The following is a 17,801-nucleotide window of genomic DNA, read 5'->3' on the forward strand; positions in this document are numbered from 1 at the left end:
GCAGGCACGGCTGACGCGGGCGGGGGTGAGGCCCGCTCGGCGAGGGGGCGGGGGGCGGGGGGCGGAGACGGAGCGTCAGTCGCCCTTGCCTCCGCGGTTCGGCGTGACCGCTCCGCGTGACCGCTCCGCGTGACCGCTCCGCGTGACCGCTCCCCGTGACCGCTCCGCGGTTCTACGCGACCGCTCCGAGGGTCTCCGCGACCGCCCGCCCGAGCCACTGCCGGGCGTTGCCGAAGGTGAAACCGAGCCGCACGGCACGGGAGTTGTCCATCGGGTAGCAGCGGCGGAAGGCGAACGGGGAGACTTCGCCGACCTCCACCTCGTGGAAGACGGTCTTGCCGTCGGGGAAGTGCCCGGCCACCACCCCGCACAACTCCTCGGTGGTCAGCGGCTGGTGGGACGCCGCGTTGACGGGCCCGGTGAACTCCTCGCCCGCGGCCCAGAACAGGAAGTCCGCGATCTCCTCGACGTGGATGTACGTCGCCGGGTGGTTCGACACCGGCACGGTGATCGGTTCGCCGGTGCGGATGCGGTCCGCGTAGTGGGCCAGCCGTCCGGTGAAGTCGTCGGCGCCGCCCAGGACGTGCGCGACCCGCACCGCCGTCCAGGGGAACTCCGCCGCCGACGCGAACACCGCCTCCGCCTGCCGCTTGCCCTCGCCGTAGCGGGCGTCGAGGAACGCGGCGTCGTCCCAGGGCAGTCCGAGGTCGACGGGCGCGGCCAGGGGATCGACGTCCGTCTCCCGCACGGGGGCGATGGAGTCCTCGTATTCGTAGACCTCGACGGTGGACGTCAGCACATAGCGGCGGGTGCGGCCGGCGAGGACGCGCACGGCGACGGCCGCCTGCCGCGGGGTGTAGCAGACCTGGTCGACGACCACGTCGAAGCGGCGCGAGCCCACCGCCGCGCGCAGCGCCTCCTCGTCGTCACGGTCGGCGACCAGGTGGACCGTCCCGGCGGGCGGCCGCGACGATCCCCGGTTGAGGACCGTGACCCGGTCGCCGGCCGCCAGCAGCCTTTCGACCAGCCGCTTGCCGACATACCGGTTCCCGCCGATGACCAGAACCTCTCGCGCCTTTTCCATGACCATAATTCTCGCGGCGTACCCGCGAGGTCTGAAGGGGAAGACATGGGAGATCGGGCCGGAGCACCGAAAGAACCGCGGTATCCGCGCGCCGCCGCCAGTGAAACATCGGTGGCCTTCGACGCGCTGGACCGGCAGATTCTCCGCCTGCTCCAGACGGACGGCCGGATCAGACTGAGCGAGCTGGGACGCCGGGTCCGGCTGAGCCCGGCCGCGGTGACCGAGCGGGTGCGGCGCCTTGAGGCCGCGGGCGCCATCACCGGATACGGCGCCCAGGTCGCCCCGGCCCGCCTCGGCTACGGCATCCAGGCGTTCATCCGGGTCAACCCGCACGGCGGCTACACCCTCAAGCACCCCCGCACCCTGGAACTGCTCGACCGTCCCGAGATCACCGAGGTCCACCACGTGATCGGCGAGGACTGCTGGCTCCTCAAGGTCGCCGTCACGGACACGGTCCACCTGGAGGAGGTCCTGGAGCAGACCTCGGCGCTGGGCCGGACCACGACGTCGATCGTGCTGTCCTCCCCGGTGCGCGGGAAGCCGCTCCTCCCGCCGGAGTGAGGGCTTCGCCTCAGTACGGGCAGGGCTTGCCCTGACGTCGGCGTCAACCCGTACGTTCGTGGGCATGCGAATCGGCGAGCTGGCCGCACGGGCCGGAACCACGACGCGGACGCTGCGGTACTACGAGTCGCGGGGGCTGCTGCCCGCGCGGCGCGACGAGCTGGGTCACCGGGCCTACGACGAGCGCGACCTGCGGGCGTTGCAGCAGATCAGGACGTTGCAGCACTTCGGGTTCGAGCTGGAGGAGACCCGGCCCTTCGTGGAGTGTCTGCGGGCCGGACACCCGGAGGGCGACTCGTGCCCGGCCTCGCTCGCGGTGTACCGGCGCAAGCTGGACGAGCTGGACGCGCTCATCGGGGAGCTGGCGGCGGTCCGCGAGAAGGTCGCCGGGCAGCTCACGCGGGCCGAGCGGGCGCGTGACGAGCTGGCCGCCGAGGCGCTGGTTCCGGGGGGTCCGGAGCCCGTGTGCGAACTGGGAGGGCGGGAGCGGTGACCGAGGTGGCCGGAGTGGACGAGGTGACGGACGCGGATTTCGGAGCGGAGGTGCTCGCGGCGGAACTGCCGGTGCTGGTGGAGTTCACCGCCGACTGGTGCCCACCGTGCCGGCAGATGGCGCCGGTGCTCAGGGCGCTCGCCGAGGAGGAGGGCGAGCGGGTGAAGGTGGTGCAGCTGAACGTGGACCAGAACCCGGAGACGACCAACCACTACAAGGTGCTGTCGATGCCGACGTTCATCGTGTTCCGGGACGGTGAGCCGTTGAAGGCGATGGTGGGGGCGCGGCCGAAGCGGCGGCTGCTGGAGGAGCTGTCGGACGTCCTCTGAGCCCGCGTGCACCCCTGCGCACCATGTGAAAAACCCCCGAGCAATTGCGCTCGGGGGTTTTCTCTGCGTATATTCGATGATTCGCGACTTCGGCGGATTGAATCGCGAACAAGTTCAATGAGCAGAGTATATCCGGGCGGGAGCGGCATTGTCAAACATCGACGCAGGCGCTGAAGTAGGCAATCAATTCACCGACGGTGAAATGCGCGGTGAACAGGAATTCATCGACGGGCTGTACGCGCGCGTGGACGCGCTGCGCGGGATGACCGAGGCCGCCGTCACCGACGCGCTCGCCCAGGGCAACACCCCCATGCAGGCCCGCCTGGAGCGGGACATCCTCGTCGCCGAACGCTCCGGGCTGCTCGCCGCGCTGAACGCCGTGGACGGCTCGCTCTGCTTCGGCCGGATCGACCTGTCCTCCGGCGCCAGCCACCACATCGGCCGGATCGGCCTGCGCCGGGACGACCCCGAGCGGACCCCGGTCCTCGTCGACTGGCGGGCCGACATCGCCCGCCCCTTCTACCTGGCCACCGGTCACACCACGATGGGCCTGCGCCGCCGCCGGCACATCTCCACCGACGGCCGCCGGGTCACCGCCCTGCACGACGAGTTCCTCGACCTGGGCGACGCCACCCGCACAGGTCACGAGGACCCCGCCGGTGACGCCGTCCTCCTCGCCGCGCTCAACTCGGCCCGCACCGGCCGCATGCACGACATCGTGCGGACCATTCAGGCCGAGCAGGACGAGATCATCCGCGCACCCCACCGCGGCGTGCTGGTCGTCGAGGGCGGCCCCGGCACCGGCAAGACGGCCGTCGCCCTGCACCGCGCCGCCTACCTCCTCTACGAGCACCGTGACCTGCTCGCCAAGCGGGCCGTCCTCATCGTCGGCCCCAACCCCGCCTTCCTCGGCTACATCGCCGAGGTGCTCCCCTCCCTCGGCGAGACCGGCGTACTCCTCGCGACGGTCGGCGAGCTGTACCCCGGCGTGAAAGCGACGGCCGCGGACACCCCCGAGGCGGCCGCCGTGAAGGGCCGCTCCGACATGGCCGCCGTCCTCGCCGCCGTCGTACGCGACCGGCAGGCGCTGCCCGACCCGGTGATCGCGATCGAGCACGACCGCGAGGTGCTGATGCTCGACGAGGGACTGGTCGGCGTCGCCCGCGAGCGCACCCGGGCCGCGAAGCTGCCGCACAACGCCGCCCGCGAGCACTTCGAGGGCCACATCCTCAACACCCTCACCGAGCTGTACGCCGAACGCGTCGGCACCGACCCCTACGACGGCTCCAGCCTGCTCGACCCCAGCGACATCACCCAGATCCGCGACGAGCTGGCCGAGAACCCCGAAGTGTGGTCGGCGCTCGACCAGTTGTGGCCGGTACTCACCCCGCAGCGGGTGGTCGCCGACCTCCTCGCCGACCCCGAGGGCTACGTCCCCGACGAGGACGCGGCGGCCATCCGCCGCCCGGTCACCCGGGCCTGGACCGTCGCGGACGTCCCGCTGCTCGACGAGGCCGCCGAACTCCTCGGTGAGGACGACCGGTCGGCACGGGAGCGCGCCGAACGCGAACGGGCACGGCAGGTCGCCTACGCCCAGGGCGTGCTCGACGTCTCCTACGCCTCCCGGACGTACGAGTTCGACGACAAGGAGGACGAGGACTCGGAGGTCCTGTCGGCCCACGACATCATCGACGCCGAACGCTTCGCCGAACGCCACGAGGAGGACGACCACCGCAGCGCCGCCGAGCGCGCGGCGGCCGACCGGACCTGGGCGTTCGGGCACATCATCGTCGACGAGGCGCAGGAGCTGTCGCCGATGGCGTGGCGGCTGCTGATGCGGCGCAGCCCGACCCGTTCCATGACCCTGGTCGGCGATCCGGCGCAGACCGCGGAGGCGGCGGGCGTCGGCTCCTGGTCGGGCATCCTCGCCCCGTACGTCGGCGACCGCTGGGAGCACACCCGGCTGGGCGTCAACTACCGCACGCCCGCGGAGATCATGGACGTCGCGGCGGCCGTCGTCCGCGCCGAGCAGTCGGACTTCGTGCCGCCGAGTTCGGTACGGTCCACCGGTGTACGCCCCTGGGCGCGTGCCGTCGACGACCTGCCCGGCGCGGTCGCCGAAGCCGTGGACGAGCTGACCCCCGCCGAGGGCCGGCTCGCCGTGATCGCCCCCCGTGACCTGCACCGGCGCCTCGCGGCCCGCCTCGACGGAGTCAGCGCGGACACCGACCCCGACCTCACCCACCAGGTCGTCCTCCTGGACCCCCGCCAGGCCAAGGGCCTCGAGTTCGACTCGGTCCTGGTGGTGGAACCGTCCCGCTACGGCACGAGCGACCTGTACGTCGCCCTGACCCGGGCCACCCAACGCCTGGGAGTCCTCCACACGGGGGACCTGCCGGGCCCGTTGGCGGAGACCCTCGGGTAGGCCCCGGGCCCCCACCCGACTCGGTGGGACGCAAGCGCCGGTCAGGGGCTACGCCGGCCGCAGCCACACCGTCGACAACGGGGGGAGCGTCAGACGGACCGACGCCGGGTGGCCGTGCCAGGGCTGGGGTTCCGGTTTCACCGGGTCGGGGTGGAGGACGCCGCTGCCCCCGTACCGCCCCGCGTCCGTGTTGAGGACCTCGCACCACGCGGATATGTCGTCCGGCACGCCCAGCCGGTAGTCCTGGCGGACGACGGGGGAGAAGTGGGACACCGCCAGCAGCGGCGTACCGTCGGCGTCGCGGCGCAGGAAGGCGAGGACGTTGTCGTCGGCGGCGTCACCCACCACCCACTCGAAGCCGTCGGCGGACGTGTCCCGCTCCCACAGCGCCGGCGTCGACCGGTAGACGGAGTTCAGGTCACCGACCAACTCCCGCACCCCACGGTGATCGGCCTGCGCCCCGTACGCGGGATCGAGCAGCCACCAGTCGGGCCCGTGCTCCTCCGACCACTCCGTCCCCTGCGCGAACTCCTGCCCCATGAAGAGGAGTTGCTTGCCGGGATGGGCCCACATGTACGCCAGATAGGCCCGGAGGTTCGCGCGCTGCTGCCACCAGTCGCCGGGCATCTTCGACACCAGCGACTTCTTGCCGTGCACCACCTCGTCGTGCGAGATGGGCAGGACGTAGTTCTCGCTGTAGGCGTACACCATGGAGAAGGTCATCTCGCCGTGGTGGTACCTGCGGTACACGGGCTCGTGGCTCATGTACTGGAGCGAGTCGTGCATCCACCCCATGTTCCACTTCAGCCCGAAGCCGAGCCCACCGAAGCCGCTCGGCCCCCGGTGGTGCGTGGCGCGCGTGACGCCGTCCCAGGCCGTGGACTCCTCCGCGATGGTCACGACGCCGGGGACGCGCCGGTACACGGTGGCGTTCATCTCCTGGAGGAAGGCCACCGCGTCCAGGTTCTCCCGGCCGCCGTGCTCGTTGGGCCTCCACTGGCCCGGCTCGCGCGAGTAGTCGAGGTAGAGCATCGAGGCGACGGCGTCCACCCGGAGCCCGTCGATGTGGAACTCCTCGCACCAGTACACCGCGTTGGCGACGAGGAAGTTGCGCACCTCGCGCCGTCCGTAGTCGAACTCCAGCGTTCCCCAGTCGGGATGCGCGGCCCGCAGCGGGTCCTCGTGCTCGTAGAGGGTCCGCCCGTCGAACTCGGCCAGCGCCCAGTCGTCCCGCGGGAAGTGCGCCGGAACCCAGTCCATGATGACGCCGATGCCCGCCCGGTGCAGCGCGTCCACGAGGAACCGGAAGTCGTCGGGCGTGCCCAGCCGGGCCGTGGGCGCGTAGAAGCCGGTGACCTGGTAGCCCCACGAGCCACCGAAGGGATGCTCGGCGATCGGCATCAGCTCGACGTGCGTGAAGCCCAGCTCCTTGACGTACGCGGGGAGCTGCTCGGCGAGTTGGCGATAGGTCAGGCCCGGTCGCCACGAGGAGAGGTGGACCTCGTAGATCGACAGCGGTGCCTCGTGGGCCGGGCGTTCCCCGCGACTCGCCAGCCACTCCTCGTCGCCCCACTCGTAGTGCGAGGCCTCGACCACCGACGAGGTGGCCGGCGGGATCTCCGTGCGGCGGGCCATCGGGTCGGCGCGCTGGGTGCGGGAGCCGTCGGGCCGGGTGATGTCGAACTTGTACAGCTCACCCTCGCCGATCCCCGGCACGAACAGCTCCCACACCCCGGAGGAGCCCAGCGACCGCATCGGATACCCGATGCCGTCCCAGAAGTTGAAGCTGCCCGCGAGCCGCACCGCACGCGCGTTGGGCGCCCACACGCAAAAGCGCGTGCCGCTGACGCCCTGGTGGGTCATCGGGTGCGCGCCGAGCACCGTCCACAGTTCCTCGTGGCGGCCCTCGCCCATCAGGTGCAGGTCCAGATCGCCCAGCGTGGGCAGGAAGCGGTACGGGTCCTCGGTCTCCTGCACCGCCCCCTCGTACGCGATGACGAGACGGTAGGCCGGGGTTTCCCGCAGGGGGAGCAGGCCGGAGAAGAAGCCGTCGCCGTCGTCGTGCAGCTCGGCACGCAGGTCGCCCGTGACGACGGTGACCGAGAGGGCGTACGGGCGGAAGGCCCGGAAGACGATCCCGCCGGGTGCCGGGTGGGCGCCGAGCACGGCGTGCGGCTGGTGATGGGTCCCGTGCAGCAGTCGCTCACGGTCGACGGCGTCCAGCGCGGGGGAGAGGGCGACTTCCACGGGCTCGGCCGAGGGCTCCACGGGGGACTTCCTGACGGCGCTCCCGCGCGGAGCGGCCTTCTTCGCGACGGCCTTCGCCACGCTCTTCTTCGCGACGGCCTTCTTCGCGACGGCCTTCTTCGCCACGGCCTTCGCCGTGACGGCCTTCTTCGTCGCGGCCTTCGCCGTGACGGCCTTCTTGGTGACGGCCTTCCCGGCGGCCGTTGTCTTCTTGCCCGCCGCCTTCTTGCCCGCCGCCTTCTTGGCCGTCGCCGCCTCGGCCACCGTTTTCCTGGTCTCGGCCTTCTCGGCCGGGACCTTCTTCGGGTCCTTCGGGGCCTTCGGTTCCCTCGGGTCGAAACCTTGGGGGGAAGGGGGGCTGGGAGTCACGGGTGGAGCCTCCTCAGAGCGAGTCGGACGCGGCGAGCCGACGTATCGCGGACAGCGGGACGGAGAGCCAGTCGGGGCGGTGCCGGGCCTCGTAGACGGCCTCGTAGACCGCCTTGTCCGTCTCGTAGGCACGCAGCAGCACGGGATCGGTGCGGGGGTCGGTGCCGGACACCTCGGCGTAGCCGGAGCAGTACGCGGCCCGGCACACCTCGGCCCATCCGGGCGCCGGCGGGTCGGTGGAGAGGGCGGCGTAGTCGAAGGAGCGCAGCATGCCCGCCACGTCCCGGACGGCAGGCTGGGGCATCCTGCGTTCGGCGAGCGGGCGGGCCGGTTCGCCCTCGAAGTCGATCAGCGCCCACTCCCCGGAGGGCGCGCGCAGGCACTGCCCGAGGTGCAGGTCGCCGTGGACGCGCTGGGCGGTCCAGGTGCGGCCCTCGGCCGCGAGGTCGGCCAGTGCCGAGAAGGCCGTGCGCAGGCCGGGCGCGTACGGGCGCAGTGCGGGCACCGCCTGGGCCGCCGCGTCGAGCCGCTCGGTCATGCCGTCGACGAGCGGTCCGAGCTGGGCGTGGCCGAGGGTCGCCGTGGGCAGCGCGCGGGCCAGTGCCGTGTGCACCTCGGCGGTGGCCCGGCCCAGCGCCCGCGCCTCGGTGGCGAAGTCCTCGCCCTTGGCCAGCTCCCGCAGCGCCAGCTCCCAGCCGTCCGTCGCGCCCTGCACGTACGGCTGGAGCACACCGAGGACGTACGACTCGCCGCCGCCGTCCTCCAGGTCCGCGTGCAGCCACGCGGTCGGCGCGGGCACCCGGGAGGAGCCCTCGCGGGCCAGCGCCAGCGGCAGCTCCAGGTCGGGGTTGACGCCGGGGACGACCCGGCGCAACAGCTTCAGGATGAACGTATCTCCAAAGACGACCGACGAGTTCGACTGCTCGGCGGTCAGCCGGCGTGGCACCAGGCCGGCGCGTATCTCCTGCCCGGGGTCCCGTTCGCAGCGCAGGACGCCGATCCGGGCCTCGGTGCGCAGCGCCTCCAGGAGGACCTCGGCGGGCCGGGTGTCGTACAGGGCGTCGTAGACGGTCCGGCCGCCGAGCGGTCCGTCCGGCACGTGCCCGATCAGCGCGGGCGCCAGCCGGGGCGGCAGCGCCTCGCGCGCGCCGATCAGGAGTTGGTAGCAGTCGCCGGGTACGGCGCCCTGGTGGGCGCGGACCAGCAGGTGGTAGAGGCCCAGCCTGGACGCGGCGGGCAGCAGCTCGGTGCCCGCCACCAGCGAGAATCCCGTGACCGGACTCCCCTTGCCGGCGAACCAGCGCTGCCGTGGCAGCCACTCGCGCAGCAGGGGGGCCAGTGACGCGAGGAGGCCGGGACTGGTCGTGCCGGAGAGTATGACCGTTTCCGCCATGGCGTCACGTCCTTTCCCCGGGGGGGCGTCGGGGTGTTACTGATGCGTGCCCCGGGCGGGGCGGGAGAAACCGCCCCGCCTCGGGGTTCTAGACGGTCTCCCTGCGCAACCGGAACCAGTAGAAGCCGTGACCCCCGAGAGTCAGCAGGTACGGCAGGTCACCCACCGCCGGAAAGCGGACGCCGCCGAACAGCTCGACGGGGTGGCGGCCTCCGAACCGGCTCAGGTCCAGCTCGGTGGGCTGGGCGAAGCGGGAGAAGTTGTGGACGCACAGGACCAGGTCGTCCTCGTACTCGCGCAGGAAGGCGAGGACGGCCGGATTGGAGGACGGCAGCTCGGTGTAGGAGCCGAGGCCGAAGGCGGGGTTCTGCTTGCGGATCTCGATCATGCGGCGGGTCCAGTGCAGCATGGAACGCCATGTGGCATTCGTCGCCGCCGGAGGCGTAGTCGCCGAAGTAGTCGACGACGTCCTCGGGCCACTGGTTGGCCTCGGCCAGGATCACCGTGTCCGGGTACTGGGCGTCGATCTCCTTGCGGACCCGCCTCAGGAACTCGTGCGTCGCCGGAAGGTTCTCGCAGTTCGTGCCCTCCTCGGCGTACAGGTAGGGCACCGCGTCGAGCCGGAAGCCGTCGATGCCCAGGTCCAGCCAGAACCGCAGCGCGGAGATCATCTCCTCCTGCACGGCCGGGTTCTCGTAGTTGAGATCCGGCTGGTGGGAGAAGAAGCGGTGGAAGAAGTACTGCTTGCGCACCGGGTCGAAGGTCCAGTTGGAGACCTCGGTGTCGACGAAGATGATCCGGGCGTCCGCGTACTGCTTGTCGTCGTCGGCCCACATGTAGTAGTCGCCGTACGGCCCGTCGGGGTCCTTCCTCGACTCCTGGAACCACGGGTGCTGGTCGCTGGTGTGGTTCATGACGAAGTCGATGATGACCCGCATGCCGCGCTGGTGCGCGGCGTCGACGAACTCCACGAAGTCGGCGAGGTCGCCGAACTCGGGCAGTACGGCGGTGTAGTCGGAGACGTCGTAGCCGCCGTCCTTCAGCGGCGACTTGAAGAAGGGCGGCAGCCACAGGCAGTCGACGCCCAGCCACTGGAGGTAGTCGAGTTTGGCGGTGAGGCCCTTGAGGTCGCCGACGCCGTCGCCGTTGCTGTCCTGGAAGGAGCGGACGAGGACCTCGTAGAAGACGGCTCGTTTGAACCAGTCGGGATCGCGGTCCTTGGCGGGGGTGTCCTCGAAGGTGTCCTGAACGGGCTCGTTGACGATCATCGTGTGGGTGACCCTCCGATCTGCGGGGTGGACGGTCGCAGGACGGTCAGGACGTGCGCGGGCCGAGTGCCCGGTTCGAGGCGCACGTAATTGGCCCTGCCCCAGTGGTAGGTCTCGCCGGTGAGCTCGTCGCGCACCGGCACGGACTCGTGCCAGTCCAGGCCGAGTTGCGGCATGTCCAACGAGACCGTGGCCTCCTGGGTGTGGTGGGGGTCGAGGTTGACGACCACCAGAACCGTGTTCGAACCGCTTCGCTTCGAGTAGGCGATCACCGCGTCCTGGTCGACGTCGTGGAAGTGCAGGTCCCGCAGTTGCCGCAGCGCGGGATGGGCCCGCCGGATCTCGTTGAGCCGGGTGATCAGCGGGGCGATGGTGCGCCCCTCGCGTTCGGCGGCCTCCCAGTCCCGCGGCCTGAGCTGGTACTTCTCCGAGTCGAGGTACTCCTCGCTGCCCTCCTTCACCGGGGTGTTCTCGCACAGCTCGTAACCGCTGTAGATACCCCAGCTCGGGGAGAGGGTCGCGGCGAGCACCGCCCGCGCCTCGAAGGCGGGACGTCCGCCGTGCTGGAGATAGGCGTGCAGGATGTCGGGGGTGTTGGGGAAGAAGTTCGGCCGCATGTAGGAGGCCGCCTCACCCGACAGCTCCGTCAGGTACTCGGTCAGCTCCTCCTTGGTGTTGCGCCAGGTGAAGTACGTGTACGACTGCTGGAAACCGATCTGCGCGAGGGTGTGCATCATCGCGGGCCGGGTGAACGCCTCGGCCAGGAAGATCACGTCCGGGTCGGTGCGGTTGATCTCCCCGATGACCCGCTCCCAGAACACCACCGCCTTGGTGTGCGGGTTGTCGACCCGGAAGATCCGCACGCCGTACGACATCCAGTGCCGCAGCACCCGCAGCGTCTCGGCGACCAGCCCGTCCATGTCGGCGTCGAAGGCGATGGGGTAGATGTCCTGGTACTTCTTCGGCGGGTTCTCGGCGTACGCGATCGTCCCGTCCGGCCGGTGATGGAACCACTCGGGGTGCTTGTGCACCCAGGGGTGGTCCGGCGAGCACTGGAGCGCGAAGCGCGGTGTCAGCCGTACCCGTGCGCGCCGGGCCGGGAGCGGGGGCGGGAGCCGAGCTCGTGGCGCCGGCTGCCTCCGGCGCCGCGGCACCGGAGGGCTGCGACGCCGCCGCCGTACGGGCGGGGCTGCGGTCCGTCCAGCCGAGGACGCACCGCAGGCGTCGCAGAAGGACTGGCCCGGCTCCGCCCGGGTGCCGCATTCGGCGCAGTTCTGGGTGGTCATCTCTCCGGGGTCCTTTCGGCGACGGTCACGGTGACCGTGTACGGCATGTGGGCGGGGCGGGCGGCGGCCACGAGGGCGTCGAGGCGGTGTTCGTCCGCCGGGCCGGGATCGGGCAGGCGGAGCGTGACGTGCAGGTGGGGGCGGGGTTCGCCGGGCACCGGGCCGAGCGGGCGGGCGCTCCAGGCGGCCCCGCCGCTCTCGGAGATCTCCGGCCGCACACCGAAGGCCAGCCGGATCGCCTCCGCGAGGCCGCGCCGGGTGCCGCGCACCCGGTGCAGGTAGGCGGCGGCGGCGACCGCGGCCCGCAGCCGTTCCTCGGGTTCGGTGCCGTCGGTCTCGGCGCCCACCCAGCCGGCCAGCCAGCGGGTGAAGTCGACGGGGGCGAGGGCGGGGTCGAAGTAGGCCGGCAGGCAGTCGAGGACGTTGTGGATCGGGGCGATCACCTCGTCGAGTCCGGCGACGAACCGCTGGGCGAGGTCGTCGTCGGCGAACACGGCGGGCAGCATCGCGCCGATCGGGGCGGACGAGCCGAGCCCGTCGACCGAGCCCCTCATCGGACCGTCCCCTTCGTCCGTGCGGCCGGGTTCATGAGCCGTCTCCGATCACGCGGACGCGGTGGTCGTAGGAGAAGACGAGGGCGGGCGCGGACAGGTCGATGCGGTCGGTCGCCTCGCCGCGTTTGCCGGTGAGAGGGTCGGCGGGGTGCAGGGTGACCTGGTCGACGAGTTCGACACCGGGGACGCGTTGCAGGACGGCGAAGACCTCGCCGGACTGGACGGGCCGCCCGAAGGGCCAGCCGCGGCCGTCGGTGCCGCCGGTGAGCGGGTCGAGGTGCCGGTAGAGGGCGTCGTGCGCCTTGCGGCGCACCCGGTCGGTGTCGACGCCGCGGAAGGCGTGCACGGTGGCGACGACGGTGATGCCCTGGTAGTACGGCGGTCCGACGGCCAACCGGGTCCCGATCAGGCGGCGTTCGTCGAGGTGCCGGGTGATGCGGTCCAGCAGGGCGTCACCGGGGACGAGTTGCTCGAAGCGGAGCCGTCCGCCGGGATCGGGGACGGCCTGCGGGACCACCAACACCCGTACGGCGTACGCCCCGTGCTCGTCGGGTTCGCCTTCGAGGCAGGTGATGCGGGCCGTCTCGGGAGCGGCGCGGCGGGCCAGTTCCTCGTAGTCGCGCAGGGTGACGGCACGCTCCTGGGCGCGCAGGGTGATGGGGGCGCGCACCTTCGCCTCGTCGACGGTCTCACCGTCGACCCCGCCGCGCGCGGCCTCCCGGTTGACGACCTCGGAGACGTACGGCACGGAGGTGCGCAGCACCTGTACGGACCCGCGGGCCACGTTGCCGGCCCGGCCGCCGCCGGTGCGGTAGCGGCGGGCGCGGATCACCGAGCCCTTGGGGGCGACGGCGCCGTACTGGCGGAGCGTGCCGTCGGGTTCGCGTACGGCCGGGCCGAAGGCGATCTCGCCGGTCGCGCGTCGAGCGTGACGTGGCGGTCCCCGGGGCCGGACGCGGCGAAGTGCGGGACGACCTGCCAGTCGGTCCAGCCCTCGTGTTCGGCGGTCTGCAGGAGGAGGGGCGGGTCGTCGCCGACGACCGGGGCGTGGGCCAGGCGCAGGCGCTGGCCGGGCAGGCCGGTCGACTCGCCGAGCGCCTCGTCGTACACCGTCTCGGCGTGGACCGTGGGGGCGGTGCCGCCGACCGTGAAGGCCTCGGCGGAGCGCACGGTGGGCGAGGTGGTGTAGAAGGGCTGGCCGGTCAGCGGTTCGGTGACGCGGCAGCGCAGCCAGCCGGCCTCCTGGCCGCCCGAGCGGGACAGGACATGGCCGGCGGGGACGTGCAGGACGACGTCGCCGGGCCGGTTGAGGCCGCCGGTGCCGTCGCGGTCGACCTCGCAGGGCTGCCAGCCGTCCTCCGTCCACGCCTCCCAGACGAGCGGGGGCTGGCGCGGGTCCACGCCGACGCCGTCCACCCGGCTGTCGAGTTCCAGGGCGACCGCGCAGTGCGGGACGGCCGCGCTCAGGCCGAGCAGCATGCAGTCGCCGGGCTGCGGTGCCTCCGAGAAGCACAGCAGGTCCTTGCCCTCGACGAGGTCGGTGGTCCGGTCGGAGACCGGCTCGCCCTGGTGCTGCACGACGAGATGACGCAGGTCGCATGGTACGACGGACAGTTCGCGTTCCGTCGCGAAGACCACCGCCTCCTCGCTCTCCGTGCGCACGGTCGCCACCTCGGTGCCCACCGGCAGCAGCACGGTCTCCTCCTGCGGCGCCGACAGCCAGAAGGTGACGTCGGCGCGGGCCGCGGACGGCGGGAACAGGTGGATGCCGACCAGGTCCAGGAAGGCGAGGTGGTTCTTCTCCGGGACCCGGTTGAGGCGGTAGACGATCTGGTCGGCCATGTGGGCGACCGTCTCGACGAGGGTGACGCCCGGGTCGGAGACGTTGTGGTCCGTCCACTCCGGGGCGCGCTGCTGGATGTAGCGCTTGGCGTCGTCGACGAACTGCTGGAAGCGGCGGTCGTCCAGATTGGGGGAGGGCAGAGCCATCAGCGGTCGCTTTCGGAAGCCGTACCCGAGGAGGCCGGGGAGTCCGGCTCGTCGTGGGACGGAATGACGTAGAAGGGGAAGACGAGGCTGCGAGGGTTGTTGGTGCCGCGGATCGCGTAGCGGACGTCGATGAACAGCACGCCCTGCTCGGCACCCGCGGTGACCTCGACGTCGGTGACCTCGACGCGCGGCTCCCAGCGGTCGAGGCTGGCGTACACCTCGTGCTGGATACGGCCCGCGGTGGCCTCGTTGACCGGGGCGAACACGAGATCGTGGATGGCGCAGCCGAACTCCGGCCGCATCGGGCGCTCGCCCGGCGCGGTCGCGAGGACCAGCCGGATCGCCTCCTCGATCTCGCGCTCGCCGCTGACCAGGGCGATGCCCCCGGTGGGGCCGATGCGGAGCGGGAACGCCCAGCCCGATCCGACGAATTGCTCGGCCATCAGAGGGCCACCTGCCTTCTCCTGGTTCTGACGGCGTGCCGTCGGTGCGTCGTCACGGCAGCGGGTACGGCTTGGCGTTGACGAGTACGGCGCCCTGGAGCATGACCGTCGCGGCCCGGATGCCCACGTTGGTGGTGGAGTTGACCTGCACGGTGGTGCCCGCGCTGAGCGTGGCGGCGCCGACCGCCTTGAGGTTGAGCAGGCCTGCCGCGTCCACCGACACCACGCCCGTCAGGGACCTGATGTTGACCAGGCTGCCCCTGAGGGTGAGGGAGCCGCCGCTTCTGATCGCGAGGTTGCGGCCGGCGCTGAGCGTGAGGTCGGTGCCCGCCTTCACGGTCACCGACCGGGAGCCGGTGATGCTGACCGACCCCTTGCTGTCGACGGTGATCTCGGTCTTCGTCCGGTCCAGGTTGATGACCAGCCTGTCGTCGCCGGACGTCACCCGCACGCCCTGCTTGCGCCCGCCGGTCTTCTGGCTGAGCAGGTCGACGCGGTTGCCGTCCCGGTCGGACAGGGTGTGGCGGGCGGCCCGGCGCCGCGCCCCGTCGTGCAGGGGCACGTCCCTGACCGGCGTCGGCTTGTCCCTGCCGTTGTAGAGGCCGCCGATGACGTACGGGTGGTCCAGGGCGCCCCGGTCGAAGGCGACGAGCACCTCGTCGCCCACGTCGAGCGGGAAGATCGAGCCGCCGTCCTTGCCGCCCCACTGCACGACCCGCGTCCAGTCGCTGACGTAGGCGTCGTCCAGCCACGGGAACTGGAGCTTGACCCGGCCCTGCTTGAGCGGGTCCAGGATGTCCGTGACCAGGGCGTTCGCGGTGCCGGGCAGGCGCAGGCCGTTGTGCGGGTCGCCACCACCGGACGTGAGCCCGTACAGGGACCGCCACTGCCGGCCGCTGACGGTGACCCACGCCTCGTAGTGCCGGCCGTCGCCGAAGACGTGCCGGACGGATGTCGCCGTGTACTTGCCCTCGAAGGGGGCGCCGACGTCGGCGAGCGTCACGGGCAGGCCGGGCCGCAGCTTCGGCGTGCCGCGCGCGACGACCTCCAGCTCGGCGAACGAGCCGGTCACCTCGTCGGCGAGGGCCTCGGCGGCGAACTTCACCTCGGACTGCCGGTCGTACGGCTGTTGCGCGTCGACCAGCTTCGCCGGCTTGAACTTGGCGGCGGCCTCGCCGGGCGTCGTGCCGATGCTGATGCCCGGGTTGCTCCTGGCCGGTGCGGTCGCGGTGAGCTTCTTCTTCGTGGTGACGTCCCAGCCGCGCGCCTCGACCGTGCCGACCTGCTCGGCGGAGGTGACGGCGGCCCGCAGCCGCAGGATGTCCGTCCCGGCCTCCAGGACGAACGGGCTCTTGTCGCCGGGCGTGGAGGTGGCCGGCGCGCCGGAGGCGGGGTCCGGGCGCACGAACTGGAACTTGCCCTTCGCGTCGACCGACATGACCATCTCGTTCTCGTCGGCGAGCCGGGCCAGGAAGTCCCAGTCGGTGACGTTGGCCTGGCTGATGAACTCGTAGACCGTCTTCGTGGCCTGGATCCGTCCGACCGGCACGCCGTCCTGCGCGGCCAGCTTGCGGGCGATGTCCGAGGCGCTCTGGTTGCGGTAGGCGGCGACACGGCGCTGACGCATCAGCCGGTGACCGTGGTCGTAGCCGCGGATCACGGTGAAGGAGCCGGTGCCGTCGTAGTCCGCCTCCAGCCCGCACACCTCCCCCGTGAGCAGCGGATTCGCCGCGCCCTGGCCGTCGGCGACGGGCGCCAGGACGACCGGCGTGCCGAACTTCACGCCCAGCTTGCCGAGGACCTGGTGGTAGGGGTCGCGGAAGGTCAGCCGGAAGGCGGCCGGCACCCCGAGACCCTGGTCCACCCACCCCTCGACGAGGAGCGGCGCGAAGTCGGAGGGGAGCGGCCGGCCGCCCAGGGTGACCTGGATGACGCTCGAATACGCCGACTGCACCATCAGAAACGCACCTCCTCGACGGCGGGCAGCACCAGTTCGGTGCCGTTGGCCAGCCGGTTCGGGTCGTCGATGCCGTTCGCCTCGGCGATGGTCCGCCAGGCCGCCGTGTCGCCGTACTCGCGCCAGGCCAGCGACTGGAGGGAGTCCCCCGCGACGACCCGGTGCACGCGCTGCGCGGTCAGCGCTCCCGAGGTCGGGTTCTGCCCCTTCGTCTTGCTGGGGATCTCGTGCAACCGCACCTGACAGGTGGCCCGGATGGGCACACCCGTCGTCCCGAACAGCGAGTAGCTCACATCGACGCTGCTGACGTACGACGTGAAGCGGGCCGTCGAGAACGAACCCCACTGGAACACCACCCACGGCGGCGACGGCTGCTTCGCGGCGATGCTCTTGGTCGTCACCTCGCAGCACTCCAGAAGCGACTCGACCTTCTTCAGAACCGTGTTGCTGCCCGGCTTGTCCGAGGAGTCCAGGAAGATCTCGACGGTCATCTCGCGCGGCTCCGGACCCATGAACTCCGGTACGGAACCGTCGCGGACGGCCGCCGTCGGCGTCACCTTCCACTGGGCACGGCGGCCCAGCTGGAGCTGCGACGGGTTGAAGTCGAACGCGAACGACTTGATGAGCCCGCCCGGTGTGGTGCTGGAACCGACGGGCGGCTCGTGGATCGCGAGCGTGGCCCGCACGAGGCTCTTGCCGGCGCCGCCCTTGCTTCCCTTGGCCATGACGTTGCTCCGCTCAGTCCGTGAAGCCGTGGTGGGTGATCTCCAGGACCTCCGTCGCGACGCCCGGATTCGCCGGGTCCAGCGACGGGCCCTGCCAGCTGACCGGCAGCACGTCGATCAGGCCCCACCGGGCCACCTCCGAACCGTCCGCGCGCAGTGCCGCGATCTGGGCCGTCGGCCGGTCACGCCCGTGGTGACCGACGAGATCCACTTGGCGACCTTGGTGGTGTCCGGGGTGAGGGGCCGGGTCAGCCGGATCGTGGAGAAGGTGACGCGCGAGGGGAGCTGCCACACGAACCCGTTGTTGCCGCCCTCCTGCCGGTGCTCGATCTCCACCTGGGAGGACAGCCCCTCGCACCCGTTGAAGTAACCGAGGCTCTCCCCGTCGATGGTCAGGGTGAAGAAGATGGTGGAGCCCGGGTCGAGATCGCGGGACATCGAGGGCCTTTCTGGTCAGCAGGGACGGTGGGGCGCGGACAGGGTCAGTGACGGGGGTCGCGGAGACGGCCGATGCGCTCGCGGTCCAGGCGGAGTTCGGTACGCAGGAGGCGGGTGATGCGGCCCGTCAGACGGTGGGTCAGCTCGTCCAGCTGGAAGTCGGTGAGCGCACGGGGGGTCGAAAGCGCCCGGGGGGACCTCCGGAGTAGGCGGGTGGGGGAGGGCCGTTCGGAGTAGGGG

The 17,801-nt window shown here is 71.6% G+C and carries 11 protein-coding genes and 5 pseudogenes; 4 read left to right on the plus strand and 12 right to left on the minus strand.

Annotated features, from left to right (window positions below):
- Positions 1-172: 172 nt before the first annotated feature.
- On the minus strand, positions 173-1,084 hold the full coding sequence (locus BM536_RS35835) for an NAD-dependent epimerase/dehydratase family protein (RefSeq protein WP_425444717.1): 912 nt from the start codon (positions 1,082-1,084) through the stop codon (positions 173-175).
- A 111-nt stretch (positions 1,085-1,195) separates the two neighbouring features.
- Here BM536_RS35835 and BM536_RS35840 point away from each other — a divergent pair, with 111 nt between their 5' ends.
- The 4 genes from BM536_RS35840 to BM536_RS35855 all read left to right on the plus strand — a co-directional run bounded on the left by BM536_RS35840 (position 1,196) and on the right by BM536_RS35855 (position 4,892).
- Positions 1,196-1,645: an Lrp/AsnC family transcriptional regulator gene (locus BM536_RS35840; RefSeq protein ID WP_073499108.1), complete on the plus strand. Its 450-nt coding sequence runs from the start codon at positions 1,196-1,198 to the stop codon at positions 1,643-1,645.
- Positions 1,646-1,709: 64 nt separating this feature from the next.
- Positions 1,710-2,138 carry a MerR family transcriptional regulator gene (locus tag BM536_RS35845; protein WP_073499110.1) on the plus strand — a complete coding sequence of 143 codons (429 nt, stop codon included), beginning with the start codon at positions 1,710-1,712 and terminating at the stop codon, positions 2,136-2,138.
- Entirely contained in the window at positions 2,135-2,467 is a 333-nt protein-coding gene (trxA, locus tag BM536_RS35850) for a thioredoxin (RefSeq protein WP_170109978.1), read from the plus strand. The genes BM536_RS35845 and trxA overlap by 4 nt, the downstream gene beginning before the upstream one ends.
- A 202-nt stretch (positions 2,468-2,669) precedes the next feature.
- A complete protein-coding gene (locus BM536_RS35855; protein ID WP_073499111.1) occupies positions 2,670-4,892 on the plus strand; it encodes a HelD family protein in 2,223 nt (740 codons plus the stop codon).
- Between the two features lie 48 nt (positions 4,893-4,940).
- Here BM536_RS35855 and glgB read toward each other — a convergent pair whose 3' ends face one another.
- The 11 genes and pseudogenes from glgB to BM536_RS41960 all read right to left on the minus strand — a co-directional run.
- The gene (glgB, locus tag BM536_RS35860; protein ID WP_073499113.1) at positions 4,941-7,508 is read right to left on the minus strand and encodes a 1,4-alpha-glucan branching enzyme; all 2,568 of its coding nucleotides are present in this window, start codon (positions 7,506-7,508) and stop codon (positions 4,941-4,943) included.
- 13 nt (positions 7,509-7,521) lie between these two features.
- Positions 7,522-8,901, minus strand: coding sequence for a maltokinase N-terminal cap-like domain-containing protein (locus tag BM536_RS35865; RefSeq protein ID WP_073499115.1), 1,380 nt, complete (start codon positions 8,899-8,901; stop codon positions 7,522-7,524).
- 88 nt (positions 8,902-8,989) lie between these two features.
- Positions 8,990-10,169: pseudogene (locus tag BM536_RS35870) on the minus strand (alpha-amylase family glycosyl hydrolase).
- A pseudogene (locus BM536_RS35875) lies at positions 10,166-11,236 on the minus strand (alpha-amylase family glycosyl hydrolase); the annotation flags it as partial. The pseudogenes BM536_RS35875 and BM536_RS35870, both read right to left, overlap by 4 nt.
- A 215-nt stretch (positions 11,237-11,451) precedes the next feature.
- Positions 11,452-12,009: a phage tail protein gene (locus tag BM536_RS35880; RefSeq protein ID WP_094103972.1), complete on the minus strand. Its 558-nt coding sequence runs from the start codon at positions 12,007-12,009 to the stop codon at positions 11,452-11,454.
- A gap of 31 nt (positions 12,010-12,040) precedes the next feature.
- Positions 12,041-13,998 (minus strand): annotated as a pseudogene (locus tag BM536_RS35885) (putative baseplate assembly protein).
- Positions 13,998-14,441 (minus strand): GPW/gp25 family protein, encoded by a 444-nt coding sequence (locus tag BM536_RS35890; RefSeq protein WP_073499601.1) that lies wholly within the window; start codon positions 14,439-14,441, stop codon positions 13,998-14,000. The pseudogene BM536_RS35885 and the gene BM536_RS35890 overlap by 1 nt, the downstream one beginning before the upstream one ends.
- A gap of 52 nt (positions 14,442-14,493) precedes the next feature.
- Positions 14,494-16,398 carry a VgrG-related protein gene (locus tag BM536_RS35895; protein ID WP_094103973.1) on the minus strand — a complete coding sequence of 635 codons (1,905 nt, stop codon included), beginning with the start codon at positions 16,396-16,398 and terminating at the stop codon, positions 14,494-14,496.
- Complete coding sequence (locus BM536_RS35900; protein ID WP_073499603.1) at positions 16,398-17,123, minus strand: CIS tube protein; 726 nt, start codon at positions 17,121-17,123, stop codon at positions 16,398-16,400. Before BM536_RS35900 ends, BM536_RS35895 begins: the two co-directional genes overlap by 1 nt.
- 13 nt (positions 17,124-17,136) lie before the next feature.
- A pseudogene (locus tag BM536_RS35905) lies at positions 17,137-17,561 on the minus strand (phage tail protein).
- A 44-nt stretch (positions 17,562-17,605) separates the two neighbouring features.
- Positions 17,606-17,801, minus strand: a pseudogene (locus BM536_RS41960) (hypothetical protein); the annotation flags it as partial.

The organism is Streptomyces phaeoluteigriseus, from assembly GCF_001896135.2.
Classification (GTDB): Bacteria; Actinomycetota; Actinomycetes; order Streptomycetales; family Streptomycetaceae; genus Streptomyces; species Streptomyces phaeoluteigriseus.

What these genes read in the sequence shown, in the direction of transcription:
- BM536_RS35835 (WP_425444717.1), bottom strand. Translation starts at nt 1,084, where the DNA reads ATGGAAAAGGCGCGAGAGGTTCTGGTCATCGGCGGGAACCGGTATGTC.
- BM536_RS35845 (WP_073499110.1), top strand. Translation starts at nt 1,710, where the DNA reads ATGCGAATCGGCGAGCTGGCCGCACGGGCCGGAACCACGACGCGGACG.
- BM536_RS35855 (WP_073499111.1), top strand. Translation starts at nt 2,670, where the DNA reads ATGCGCGGTGAACAGGAATTCATCGACGGGCTGTACGCGCGCGTGGAC.
- BM536_RS35865 (WP_073499115.1), bottom strand. Translation starts at nt 8,901, where the DNA reads ATGGCGGAAACGGTCATACTCTCCGGCACGACCAGTCCCGGCCTCCTC.
- BM536_RS35880 (WP_094103972.1), bottom strand. Translation starts at nt 12,009, where the DNA reads ATGAGGGGCTCGGTCGACGGGCTCGGCTCGTCCGCCCCGATCGGCGCG.
- BM536_RS35890 (WP_073499601.1), bottom strand. Translation starts at nt 14,441, where the DNA reads ATGGCCGAGCAATTCGTCGGATCGGGCTGGGCGTTCCCGCTCCGCATC.
- BM536_RS35895 (WP_094103973.1), bottom strand. Translation starts at nt 16,398, where the DNA reads ATGGTGCAGTCGGCGTATTCGAGCGTCATCCAGGTCACCCTGGGCGGC.
- BM536_RS35900 (WP_073499603.1), bottom strand. Translation starts at nt 17,123, where the DNA reads ATGGCCAAGGGAAGCAAGGGCGGCGCCGGCAAGAGCCTCGTGCGGGCC.